The sequence below is a fragment of the Gilliamella sp. Nev3-1 genome, assembly GCF_001690435.1.
GTDB lineage: Bacteria > Pseudomonadota > Gammaproteobacteria > Enterobacterales > Orbaceae > Gilliamella > Gilliamella apicola_C.
Genome location: NZ_LZHN01000010.1, coordinates 21,121 through 33,673, shown reverse-complemented (window position 1 = coordinate 33,673; position 12,553 = coordinate 21,121). Strand labels below are relative to the sequence as shown.

The 12,553-nt window shown below is 37.6% G+C and carries 14 protein-coding genes and 1 tRNA gene; 4 read left to right on the top strand and 11 right to left on the bottom strand.

Annotated features, from left to right (window positions below):
• The 3 genes from A9G40_RS02415 to A9G40_RS02410 all read left to right on the top strand — a co-directional run.
• Positions 1 to 738, top strand: a 738-nt coding sequence (locus A9G40_RS02415; RefSeq protein WP_141675168.1) for a transposase, incomplete at its 5' end; no start/stop codon positions are given.
• Positions 739 to 942: 204 nt separating this feature from the next.
• Positions 943 to 1,158, top strand: a complete 216-nt coding sequence (locus A9G40_RS14550; protein ID WP_335340074.1) for an Arm DNA-binding domain-containing protein — start codon at positions 943 to 945, stop codon at positions 1,156 to 1,158.
• A gap of 599 nt (positions 1,159 to 1,757) precedes the next feature.
• A tRNA-Cys gene (locus tag A9G40_RS02410) sits at positions 1,758 to 1,831 on the top strand.
• Positions 1,832 to 2,063: 232 nt separating this feature from the next.
• On the opposite strand, the gene A9G40_RS14890 is transcribed toward A9G40_RS02410, so the two are convergent.
• The gene (locus tag A9G40_RS14890; protein ID WP_065581758.1) at positions 2,064 to 2,252 is read right to left on the bottom strand and encodes a hypothetical protein; all 189 of its coding nucleotides are present in this window, start codon (positions 2,250 to 2,252) and stop codon (positions 2,064 to 2,066) included.
• A 687-nt stretch (positions 2,253 to 2,939) separates the two neighbouring features.
• Here A9G40_RS14890 and A9G40_RS02400 point away from each other — a divergent pair.
• Positions 2,940 to 3,119 (top strand): hypothetical protein, encoded by a 180-nt coding sequence (locus tag A9G40_RS02400; protein WP_065581757.1) that lies wholly within the window; start codon positions 2,940 to 2,942, stop codon positions 3,117 to 3,119.
• 39 nt (positions 3,120 to 3,158) lie between these two features.
• On the opposite strand, the gene A9G40_RS02395 is transcribed toward A9G40_RS02400, so the two are convergent.
• Genes A9G40_RS02395 through A9G40_RS14885 form a run of 10 tightly spaced genes read right to left on the bottom strand, consistent with a single transcriptional unit; the run spans position 3,159 to position 12,543 of the window.
• A complete protein-coding gene (locus A9G40_RS02395) occupies positions 3,159 to 4,871 on the bottom strand; it encodes a hypothetical protein (RefSeq protein ID WP_065581756.1) in 1,713 nt (570 codons plus the stop codon).
• A 3-nt stretch (positions 4,872 to 4,874) separates the two neighbouring features.
• Positions 4,875 to 5,465: a baseplate complex protein gene (locus A9G40_RS02390; RefSeq protein ID WP_065581755.1), complete on the bottom strand. Its 591-nt coding sequence runs from the start codon at positions 5,463 to 5,465 to the stop codon at positions 4,875 to 4,877.
• Complete coding sequence (locus tag A9G40_RS02385; protein WP_065581754.1) at positions 5,434 to 6,102, bottom strand: hypothetical protein; 669 nt, start codon at positions 6,100 to 6,102, stop codon at positions 5,434 to 5,436. The genes A9G40_RS02390 and A9G40_RS02385 overlap by 32 nt, the downstream gene beginning before the upstream one ends.
• Positions 6,103 to 6,108: 6 nt before the next feature.
• Entirely contained in the window at positions 6,109 to 6,450 is a 342-nt protein-coding gene (locus A9G40_RS02380; RefSeq protein WP_065581753.1) for a tail fiber assembly protein, read from the bottom strand.
• A 4-nt stretch (positions 6,451 to 6,454) separates the two neighbouring features.
• Complete coding sequence (locus tag A9G40_RS02375; protein WP_065581752.1) at positions 6,455 to 8,254, bottom strand: phage tail-collar fiber domain-containing protein; 1,800 nt, start codon at positions 8,252 to 8,254, stop codon at positions 6,455 to 6,457.
• Positions 8,251 to 8,862 carry a phage tail protein gene (locus A9G40_RS02370; RefSeq protein WP_065581751.1) on the bottom strand — a complete coding sequence of 204 codons (612 nt, stop codon included), beginning with the start codon at positions 8,860 to 8,862 and terminating at the stop codon, positions 8,251 to 8,253. The genes A9G40_RS02375 and A9G40_RS02370 overlap by 4 nt, the downstream gene beginning before the upstream one ends.
• A complete protein-coding gene (locus tag A9G40_RS02365) occupies positions 8,859 to 10,034 on the bottom strand; it encodes a baseplate J/gp47 family protein (protein WP_065581750.1) in 1,176 nt (391 codons plus the stop codon). The genes A9G40_RS02370 and A9G40_RS02365 overlap by 4 nt, the downstream gene beginning before the upstream one ends.
• On the bottom strand, positions 10,027 to 10,353 hold the full coding sequence (locus tag A9G40_RS02360) for a DUF2590 family protein (RefSeq protein WP_065581749.1): 327 nt from the start codon (positions 10,351 to 10,353) through the stop codon (positions 10,027 to 10,029). Before A9G40_RS02360 ends, A9G40_RS02365 begins: the two co-directional genes overlap by 8 nt.
• Complete coding sequence (locus tag A9G40_RS02355; RefSeq protein WP_065581748.1) at positions 10,343 to 12,397, bottom strand: phage tail tape measure protein; 2,055 nt, start codon at positions 12,395 to 12,397, stop codon at positions 10,343 to 10,345. Before A9G40_RS02355 ends, A9G40_RS02360 begins: the two co-directional genes overlap by 11 nt.
• A complete protein-coding gene (locus A9G40_RS14885) occupies positions 12,397 to 12,543 on the bottom strand; it encodes a DUF6890 family protein (protein WP_218057917.1) in 147 nt (48 codons plus the stop codon). The genes A9G40_RS02355 and A9G40_RS14885 overlap by 1 nt, the downstream gene beginning before the upstream one ends.
• Between the last annotated feature and the right edge of the window lie 10 nt (positions 12,544 to 12,553).

Sequence of the window (12,553 nt, the reverse complement as noted above, 5' to 3'; positions counted from 1 at the left end):
ACCTATGTCACAGCTGGAAATATCCATGATCCCCAGCCTTACATGGCTCGATTAAAACGCCAGTTAGAGCGGTTTGGCTTTAATCCGGTTGGTGTCGGCCTTGATGCGGGTTATTTTACGGCTCCCATTTGCCATTTACTGCTGGCAGAGCAGATATATCCGGTGTTGGGTTATCGTCGTCCCACCCATGGTGCGAATCCCATCAGAAAAAAGCAGTTTATCTATAACAGTCAAAACGATACTTATACTTGCCCAAACGGGCAAACATTAAAATATAAAACTACCAGCAGGGAAGGTTATCGTCATTATCATTCTGATGCAACAACCTGCAAAATCTGTCCGTTATTGTCACAGTGTACACAGAGTAAAAATACACAGAAAGTCATCACACGGCATATCTGGGAAGCAGATAAAGAGAAAGCCAACGAGATTCGTTTAAGTCAGTGGGGTAAAAAAGTCTATGCTCGGCGAAAAGAAACGATAGAGCGCAGCTTTGCTGATGCTAAACAACATCACGGACATCGCTATGCACGATTTAGAGGAAGAGCGCAGGTTCAAATGCAGTGTTTATTGGCCGCAACGGCTCAAAATATCAAGAAAATAGCGATAAAGCTATTTTTGTTACGTTTTTTTAAGCTATTTTTTAATTTATTTAATAAAATCCAAATTAAAAAGCCTATTTATGGTTTAAATAAAAAAATAAACCCCGAATTATATCGAGGTTTGTCATCAATCTGAAGCCTTGTATAACAAGGCTTTTTAGCCTCAATCAATCTTATATCTTCTCATTTTAGCTTATATTTTTTGTCGGTAATGTTGATAGTATTAACGTTTGATATAAACATCTTATCAAAAGTACCGACAATGCTGACGGTATCGAGGTGTTTTATGTTAACAGAAACAAAGCTAAAATGAATAAAACCTAAAGATAAGTAGTATAAAATTCCAGACCCTGACTGTTTGTATGTTGTAGTATTAAAAACGGAGACAATAGTGCTTCGTTATGATTATCGTATTAACGAAAGAAGAGAAATAATGATGTTTGGAAAACAGGGTGAAATTTCACTATCTGAAGCTAGAGATAAATTACTAGAAGTTAAAGAATATTGGCAAATAATATTTCTCTGCGAGGGAAAGCAACTTAGAAAACCATCATGAATAATGACGTGTTTGGTTATTGACTAGAACGTTGGTTTGCGGATGTTGATTATACAGATAGAACGCATGATGTTACTAGCGGGATAATTAATAGAGATGTTGCACCGAAATTCGAAAAGTTATTATTGTCGGAAATAACGCTTGATGTATTACGGTAATATTGTGAGAAGTTAAAAGCAAGAGTGCTAGTTACGACAGTAAGCGCGCGATATTAATTAGTATGTTTTTTACATATGCAAAGACGAGAGGGGCTCTAATTATGAAAATTCTGCCGATCATGAGAAAGGGGCATCAATAGCTACTTTTTTGCTGTACTATTTTAGGTGGTAGTTACACTGCTTAAAGTTATTTGATAACATAAGGAATATTTTGTAATTTTTATTATTTACATCATTGTTATAAGGCTGTAATTATTATTAATTAACTTTGAAGATTATTTTTATTTAAATATATTGAACCACTAGATTTTTTGCCACGAATAATTAGGTTATAAAAAAATAAGTTAAAAACAACGTGATTGCTGTAATTATAATCTATTTAATCTTGACGATTATTCAAGGCAGTGCTACTATTTACAGCCTATTCAGACAGACCACTAAGGCGCGTTGGCAGAGTGGCCATGCTGCGGATTGCAAATCCGTTTACCTCGGTTCGACTCCGGGACGCGCCTCCATAAAAATCAACAACTTACCTAACAACTTCTGAAGTGAATGATAACAAGTGGCGGTAAAATGGCGGTGCAATTTTTTTATAATCGTATATAATCCATTCCTACATATTCAAAATAAAAATCATTGACATTGAAATGACACGCTATGCGCTATAACTTGTGTTCATGATTTATTGCGTGAAACAATTAATCACGTTCAATAAAAGATATTTATGACTGAGCAATTTATAATTGTTCAGTCAATTGGCATTATCAATGATGATATAAAATTCTTTACTTCGTGAATTGTTTCAAATACACCGATTAGATCAAGAGAATCTTTTTTTAAAAAGACCCACCACTCATTTACCATAAGTGCCACGATATAACCCGATTCACAATTTTCTATATCAAACGATTCATCTATTAATATTGATATTTTCATATTATCCAATGTAATAAAATTTCAGTTGTAATAATTTATAACAAATTGATATTAAATGAATATTATATTTTATTAATTTTGGGATCTAGGTTCCAAACATCACCTAAAATAAAAATATTATTATTTATCATTATATTAATTATTTAATATGATCTTTTTTATAAGTTAAAAACTGAAAAATATTGAAAAGCATTTCTTTTATTTCAGTTTTATATGATCCTTTAAGATCCTTTTTTCAATAAGCCTTTAAGCTTTGTTTTGTAATAAAATCTAACTGAAAAAAATTTCACGTACAAACCTCGTAGGCGGGTGCGGTGTAGCACAGATTAGGTCACACGATCGATTTTGTCCCCGATTATTTATTTTTTAATAACTCAGATATAAAAATAGCCAATGGTTCAGGTGGGTTATTGATTTATTTTTATTTTGTTTAAAAAAATATCTAAAAAAGGGTTGACTTTATTGGTAGGTGCATCTATAATTGTAAACATCAGCGGGGTGCTGATAAAGCAAACCCCCAGCTTTCGATGGGGGCTTAAGGGTGAAAGAAGATGATTCGGATCTTAATTCTCTTGGTTCTATTAACGGTATCTCTACCGGTTTACTAGTTCCAATCAAAGGCGGGGGTGCGACCCCGCCGATGACCTTAATATAACAACTGATTGATAAAAAATCAAGGCGGGAAATATGGCATTATCAAGGGCTGAAATTCAAAAAAGAAGTGATGAAAAAAGAGGGGTAAAACCTAAAGGATATAAATTATCGATTGAAACTATAGAGATGATTGCGGAGCTAAGCAAAAGCACAGGCAAATCGCAAGGCATGGTTATCGAAGAAGCAATAAAGTTATATAGAGGTTCACTATAAAAAAGCCCACGATTGTGGGCGAGGTGAGGGCACAACGTATTATTTTGCAATCACGGGCGAGTATTTTTTATCTAGATTTATCGCATCTGTTTTTACGCCTGTGATTGCGCCTGCATTAGTTGGGGCGGTTGTGTTTGGGTGTGTATGCTGCGCTGTTAAATCAGCCAGCCGCTCAATCAGCTCTAGCGTATCAAGCATCAATTGCGATACATTTATCTCACCGCTACCGATCCAAACTTGAGGGGCGATAATTTCTTGCTTTGCACCCGCAATACTCTGGCGAATTGTTTCAATCTGTTCTTTGATTTTGTTTGCTGTGATATCAATTTTATTTGCTGTAATATCAATTTTATTTTTTACTGATATTGTTTGATTGTTGTTTATTGTTAATGAGTAATCAATATCGACAAACTGCACAAAATTCGAATTAGTCCCAATTGTATAATCCTTTAGTGCAAGTTGCGTTATAGTGTTCGCAGACAGCTTATAGTTACTGTACGTGTTGATAGTATAATTAGCATTAACTGTTGTTATTTTCGTTGTTGTTTTTTCAGTTGATGAATCGCTATTTAAACAATAATCGCGGGCGTTATCTGTCACAGTCTGATCGCTTTCACGTATCATATTGCCGACGTTGTCAATCTTTGTAAAAACCTCAGCACGCTGTTGCAATAAATGCTCGTCCTTTTTGAGGTTTGGCATTGTTTTGTTATTCGGGTAAATGTTTCGTATAACCGGCTGATCGGGCTTGCCGTTAATAAACCCTATTTCTACTTCTGTGCCCTCCTCTGGGTAGTGGTACGCCCCGCCCTCAGATCCTATATTTGTAACAGGCAACGGTACCGCTTTATAAACCGGTGTCGTCGATTCTTTGCCGTTTTCATCTAATAACTGCACATTAACGGCGTACTTGGGACGGAATGGGGTAGAGATATCACCTAAGTTTGTTTCGTCAGAAATTGCTACAACCTTGGCCATTTTTGACAGATGATAACCATCGGCAAGTTCTGGGAATTCTTTTTCAATTTGTCGCCGTGTTGCTGATTTTTTCCCAGCATTGTCTTCAAAGGTTATTGTCATGCTGTCGCTAATCAAATTGACAATTGATACTTTTCTACCGTTAATTTTAACGCCCGGGCGTAGCTTTGGCACTAACGGAATTTCGACAATGTTAGATCCGGCGGTTGAAGATGCGATTTTATTTAAATCATCGCCAAACTTGATGTCTTTATCACTAAAATAGCTATCATCATAGCTACCGCAATAAATACCACCAACCGGCGTCTGAAAAAATGTATAATTTGGAATATTAAACGCTCGTCCGATTTCTTGTAATAAATGAAATCCTGTTCCTGCGTGCTTAAAGTGTGGGATTTTTTTATTAACATAATCAGCGGCCGGCAAATTGAACTGCAAGCCCTTTTTTTCTGTCAAATAATCAGCAACAACTTTTAATGTTGGATGCTGAAACGAACAACCAATTGTTTGTTGATAACAACCGATCAGTTCACGAATAAACAGCTTTTTAGTGTTGCGTGATGTTGTTTGTTCGCTTTCGATATAGCCAGTAAAAAATCTTTGTAAGTCATTGTTATAGCCTATATTGATTTTTATTACTTTGTTTTTAAGTGATGTTTTTTTATCTGCAATAACAATAAAACCACGTCCACAAGCGTTTAGTTCTAATACAATATTACAATCTATAATTTGAACTCGTTCATTATTAATAATTGCATGTTTATTTATTTTCATTTACTAGCCCATAACATCATTAGCTTTAGCTAAAATATTTTCTTCAAACCAAGAAAGCCCGTCTTTTTCTTCATGCTCGGCTGGTACTTCTTCAATTATTGCGCCGACACTCTCGTCACCGTTTTCAACTGCTCGCTGTTGTGCTCTTGCCTCTCGTTTTTCAGGTACTGATTTACGTTCTGATAATGTAAAGCCGATTTGCCACGCAAGTAGCGTAGAGTGCGGAGAAACCGAAATCTTGCCACTAAAAACAGCTTCACGTAAATTTATAACGTTAGCTGTAGCATTTGCTACACGATACAGCTTTTTAGCTCCGCCTTTCTCTGTCTGATATGACAATTCAATCAATCGACTTAATCGATCCGGTGTTGAATATTCAATCAATCCATTAATATTTAATTTTTTCGGCTTGATGCCCTTTTCACTGCTGTGAGTTGATGAAGATTGCCCGCTTTGGTCCTCTTCCGGCAAATCATACTCAGCAGAAATTGACGGGTTTTTTAATATAATTGATTCACCATCCAGTGCTAACACAATATTATCAACACTTCCAGCAGATCCGTTACTTGTGTTTATCTGTGAGTTTTCTATCATGTACTAAATCCAATATCGGTTTTAAGTTGTTATCAGAAAATGCCAATAAAAAAGTGAAAATATGCTCTTTATTTGGCAACTCTTTATAGAGATCACATGGAAAACCGTAAAAAAACGTTATATCAATACTACCGCCAGTTAACGAAGCCGTTTTATTTGCAACTTTGTTTAAAACCGCTTCTTTTTGCTGTGCAAACTGCTGTAATTCACTCATTACGCTATCAATTGACGCTTTAGCGTCTTTTTGTGCTGATTTTAACGTTTGACTGTTAACAATTGCACGCGTGTTACTTGATGATAGTTGCTTTACAATTTTACGATCTGCCGGGTTCGGTATAACCATTTTTGTTATATCTAAATCTTGCACTGTTTTAGCTGTTCTCAGTGCCCGATTGATTTCCGGCAAATCCCATCGCTTACTTAACGCTTCCAATTGATTAATAAAACCGGTTTCCGTCACTGAAGATATTAATATAACAGCAACCGGCGTTATGCTGTCGATTTTTGCTAATAACGCCCTGATTGCTTCTTCGGGTGATAAAAATTTGCTATTAGTGACTTTGTACGGCTCAATTGCTACAACCTCAAAATTCATCTGTTGATATTTTGCTAATGAAAATGTTTTACCGCACCACACGATCGACTACTCCGGTTTTTTAGGCCAATTAATTTTTGTTTGCGTTACATCAATATCATTTAACAAAATGCGGTATTTTTTCCAGCGTTTCAGTTGTTCTTCTTCATTAGACTTCTGCATATCTAGCTCAATAATATCTTGTAGCAATGATATTTTTTTGCTCGCTTCGTCAAACAATGAATTTTTAATTGATTGATTCTGATAGTGAATGTCTGCCAGCTGCGGCTTAACTAATTTTAATGCCTCTTTTTCTGTTATCGCAACTTGATCGGCGGGAATAAATTCATCTTGCGAACCATCGGCGCAGTACGCATAAACTTGATTACTATTATCTTTATAATATTTCATGATTTCACCTCAACTCAAACCATCTTGTTAAATCCCCGTATCCCGATACTTTATATGTACAACCCGCGGGGATCGGCATATACATAGTCACGGTTTTAGCGCTACCGCTGCCGGCGCCGCCCGCAGATGCAAAAAATTCCATTCCGTTAATTGACAGTGTCATATGAGTTTCAGTTCCGGACCATTGATGATACATAGAAATCATTACAAAAATGGGCCGCCCCGTTGTATTTGTATAAACTATATTTACTCCTCGTTGCCCCATTACGTTATACCAATTTTGCGGGGGAGGAGGAGCTGGCAAATAGGAATTAATATTTGCTGTTGTAATTGCTTCGTGCCATTTTTGTTTTCCTTCTTTCGTGTCACAACGATAATAAATTCGCGGCTCTTTTGAGTTAACTACTGATAGCTGTTCAATTTTCCAAGTTGAACTATTACTCGGATATGCTAATAATGTTGCAGTACTATTACCTGACAGTTGCAAATCTGAAAAATCCGTTGTTCTACATTGATAAAATCCACCAACAAGATGATCGTCAAAATTTTCAGCTATAGCACCTGTCGCCGCGCCGATACCATAGTCACCCGTTTTTAACACTGATTTATTGTTAATTGTGACATCATCAACACCTAGAAAACACCATTGTTTTTTATCTGTTATATATGCTAATTTTGTTGACCATTTTTTTATTTGCTCGTCGTAAAAAATAAACGACAAACTATTACTCAGCGTACGCAATACAAACTCGTTATTACTATCTACATATTTAAATTTAATACCTGCCGACTCAGCAGACATACGTAATTGCCCCGTCATTTCGTCACCAGATATTTTTACCGCACCCGCCGCTAAATCGTATGCTTTTTTTACTGCCAACGGCGTTGCTGCTTCTGTTTCTGAGGTGCTGTTAGTTGATGAGTTGAGCCGAACAATTCCCGTTTTTTCAGTCGTTGCATGATCGTACGTTGTAATAAATGACTTCGGTTTAACAACAACTAGCTTGCCGTTTGCGTCAACTGAAGCTACACGCTCAACAAAGTGCTTAAACCGGTTTTTTTCGTAATCTTTTAAATTAGTGCCGGCAATTAAATTATAGTTTACAGACCACTCTCCGGTTACAGTACCAGCTAGCCAAGCGTCAATATATAGCGATTGATTATTTTTAACTTTCACGGCTTTTTGCGCTATGTGCTCAACTCGCAAACCCGCAACATACGCAAGCCCCGCAGATACTGTTAATTGATTATTATTCTTAGTTATTGTAAAACCGCTATGAATGGCTAATCGATTATATAAATCATAATTAGTTAATCGAATACGCTCATCTTCACCAGCTAATCGTTTTGAATAATCGATCTGCCATGTCTGAGCATTGACAGTAATACCCGTCGACTCAGATGCGTTATCAATTTCTAACCAAATCGACTCTGTTATCGTGTTGCCTTGTCTTTGTCCAGCTGTTTTAATTTTTTTCGTTAAATCTGTATGCATGACCATGCACAGTGTGTCGGTTTCAGAGTTCACTAGCCCGATATAATTAAACGAAAAATCGCCGACACTCGTGTCTAAAATAACAGAATAAACTACCGTCTTATCATTTAGTAAACCGCATTGTGTGACCGGTGCTGTATATACAATTTGATTTTGGGCTGGCATTTTGCTGTTAGTGTCTATATTTGTATTACCGTTAACGCCGTTTATATTTGCAAAAATCACTCGATCGAGCTTTATCGGTTGTGATTTGCTCAATTGTTTTATAAAAAACTGTTCGCCTGTTTTTACTATTGCCGTTTTACTCATTGCTGTACTCCATTAAATTCTTTTACTTCGCCAAACCCGCCCGCTTTTAAAATTACTGTTGCGGTATATATTCGTTTAAAATCAAATTTAGAACCGTTGTAATGTTGATTATTATTGAACTCGCCGCATCTAAAACGCATCGGCTGCACGTGAACAATTTCAAAAAAATAACGTCTACAGGTTCGGCCGTATTGCCTGATAATTTCCGTTAATAATTCACGATTATTTGTTAACTGGTTATCAGATAATCGCAAGATAATAACGTCCCAATCATAACCGTACTGGCGTTCCAGTATTTGAACTGTACCAATTTCTAAACGCTCAAATATATTTTTAAACCCAACAACGGATCCAGAATCGGCGGCATTAGCGTATGCGTATTTAATGCGTTTTCGATATAGTGCTAATGGCTCACTATTTAATCGTTTAACATCGCGTTGATATGCATATAGAAATAACAATCGCTCGTCGCACGTCAATGGGTCGAACTGCATAACGGGGAATTTTAACCATTGATACATTCTTTCCCAGTATCGAGCCGCGGCATTAGCAAGCTTTAACGGCTCGCCCTTGTTCATCCAAAAAGGCAGCTTGATTTTTAGTTTCATTCTGCGACCTCAGTATTAATTGTTAGAGTTCGAAGTCTTGGCACTTCTAGCTCGCTGACAATGTCGCCGATGTTAAATACAATCGAATGTAACTCGTTAAATTGTTCGTGTAATTCTTCGTTTAATTTTGAGATGCTAAACCGTGAATACGCATTTACTTGCGTTACGTTATAGTCGTTATTCTGACGAAAGGCACAACGTATAAAATGCTCAACGTTTAATACATATTGATTAATATCGATCGGTTGTTGTTCACGTTCAAAATATAACGTAACAGCAATATCAATTTTTTTGTCTGGTACAGCAAAGCACCGCAGATCGTCGCCATGGCCTCGGTAACCTTGCCCCATAATGTAGTTATTTACCTTATCGATAAAATATTTTGAATCTACACCGTCATTCAGTAACAAATATAAGTTAGCTGTACCCGGACCACGCGGCGCATCATGCACAAAATAGACTTGTTTTGTTGAAATACCTGTAATTGTTGTCACAATGCCACGATATACGGCATCAGTGTGATAGTGGCCAACAAAGTTATACTGGTTTTTGGTTCTATCTCTTAAATCATCATCTGATTCAATATTAGCCCCCGGCGATATCAACCAGTTATCGTCATTAGTAACAGTTACACCGTCTATCTGTTCAACTAAAAAACGATAATAACCAGCAGCCAAGTTATAGTTTTCACCGCTACCAACCGCCACTACCGGAATGCGTGCAGTTTCAACACCCGCCGGTATGCTATACTCTTGAGTAGTTTGTAATTGATATGTAACGCCGTTAATCTCTGGCGAGCTGATCACCGTGCCCACAGGTATAACAACCGCCTGATTTTTATTTGCTTTAGTGAATAAAATCTCACCCGCGGCTAATGTTGCGGGTTTACGCTCTAAATTAACCGCATTAGCAAACAGATCTAAAAACTGACCGCTTGCAGTCATTAAAAACATATTCATTAATACATTTTTGATAAATGCATCTTTTAGCCAAACATAAGGCTTTATAACGATAGCCGACATCAAACGCCAAAACGGAGAATATTTCGATGTATTGGTGATTAACCCCTCTGCTTTTGTCAATTCTTCGAACTCTTTACGGGCAGCGTTTTCGTCAACTGGCATACCGTGATCGTGTAGAATTTTTTCAAACATTTTTTGATAATCAGCCATCGATCGATACTCCAATTTTTCCAAAATCATAAGTGTCAGCGGTCAGATAAAGCCTTTCCGCCGTCTCTTCTTTGATGTGTGCTGTTCCCGGCACAATGCGGCGGTCGCTTTCAACTAACAGAATGATCCTAGTAAACACGTCATACCGCATAGTCGGCGAGCGCTCAGCAACTAATTCAGTAGCTAAACCGCTTTCAATAATTGCATGTTTAATATCTTGACCGATGCTTTGCTGATTTTTTGCCAAATTTGGCTCATAGCCCGCATTGAGCGTAAAATTACGATCAGTAATGAGTAAATCAAAATACTTATCCGGCATAAAGTTGCTCCCACTCTTGCAGTTGCGCGGGCGTCATCGGCTGCGAATTATAGATTGATACTGATTGAATATTCTTACTATTATCAATATTTTGTGATTTACTGTTCTGAATCTCTTTTGATAATCCACCATGATCGATATCACGTACAAGGGTGCTTGTAATCGGCGATTTTGCAGTGCTAACAGGGGATTGCTCGGGTGCGTCGATTTTTTCGTATTCAAGCAGTTCAATGTTAACCCCGGGAATGTAATTTAACCCATCGATAATTGTATTAATAACATCTATTCCTTTGTTTTGAATGATTTTAAAAACGCCCCAAAACGCTTCTTTCAATGCATCGCCGACTTTTGAAAATGCGTCAGCATCAGTAAAAAACTCAACAAAACTATCCCATCCGGCTGTTAAATCATCGATTGTTGATATAAATGTATCGCCGATAAACTCAAAAACACCACAAACAAAATCAGATAATAGATTGAACGATTCAATCCACAATTGAATATATAAAGTATCTTTCATATAGTCCCAAAATTGAGAGACTAATGTAATAGCATCGGAAAATGCAGATACAACGGTGTCCTTCAACCAAACAAACAGAGATACCCAAACCTTGATCCCAAATTTAACGATTTTCCAAAGCAGCAAAAATACTTTACCGATGAATTTTAATGACCCCGCAATCATCTTAAACACCCACGTTTCACTAAACGCCGACCATAGCGATTTTACCTTTTCAATTACCCAATCAATCGCATTACTAATCTGCTTACGAAATACCCAGCACAACGCAATTACCGCTGCTATGCCGATAATAATCAGAGTAATAGGGGAGAGTAGCAACGATATAACACCTGAAATAATTGCAAACACAGCAGCAATACCAGCTAAACTTATCAGCGCAATAGTGATAATACCGATCCACTTGGCAATATTCGGAAACATTTCTAACCATTTTGCAAATTTGCCGATAATGCCACTAATAGCGTTCATGACAGGCATTAAAACCGGCAGCAATGCCCGGCCGATAGATTCTTTAATATTCATAAATTGAGCATTAATGCGCTCCAACGGTTTAACATTACCCTGAGCCATTTTTTGCATTAGTTTAAAGTTTTGACCTTTACCAATTTCTGTCATGTGTTGATTAAATTCATCGGAATTATTTGCCAATGTTTTTACAATATCAGCACCGGCACCAAACGCTTTATCCAACGCTTCTTGTGCTTTAATGTTCTTTGATAAATCTTTGCCAAACTTGCCCTGTATTTTTGCAATAATTTCCGGCATTGATAGCATTTTGCCGTTAGCGTCAGCGAACGACAGCCCTAACTCTTTCCCCGCTTTTCCTAAGTTTTTATACAGTGCAGCATACGAACCAGCAGCGCCCGCCCCAAGGCTTTTACTTGCCATACCCAAAACCACACTTTGTTCAGCCATGCTTACGCCATTATTCGCGGCTGTCCCCTTGGTTTTTAGCATCATATTTTGTAGCTGCTGAGTTGACACGTTAAAATTATTTTTAGCGTATGCAACAATACCGGCAGCGTGTCGCGCAAAATTTAGATGCCCGATTTTATTCACAGCGCCTTTGTAGTTTGCTGCCATCTGTTCGATGTAGCCGGTTGACGTTTCAACACTGTCACCCGTGGCTTTTGATAACATATTCATCGCAGCAACAGCTTGCGGTACATCGGCATCACTAATACCAGACAGCGCCCCTTTAATTGATGATGCTGAGTTAACAAAATCAATAGCACTAGTGCCGTATTCCGCACTAAATTTTTTGGCTGCTGTGCGCAGCTCATTAATTGACGAAACACCGCCCAAACTAGCGTTTTTTAGTGCTCTATCCATTTCTTCGGCCGGAGATAACAACCCGGTAATTGATTTGGCAACGGCAAAAAGGGCGATGCTGCCGCCACCGACTTTTTTAAATGAACTTGCAGCAGTGGCATTAAATGACTTAAATTGAGACTGTACACGCTTAAGCGGTGCTGTTACGCGATCAGTTAATTTAATTGTAAAATCTAATGATGATGACATTATTTAACACCTTTAAACGCCTTACCTATACCATTTGCTACTGCTGCCGCCATTGCCTCTGCTAAATGATTGTCTAACCACGCCGCGCGGGCTAAATTTTCGCTACTGTCATCCTCTGCCGGCAAATAGTAGCGACGCAAGATCAAGAGTTGTTCT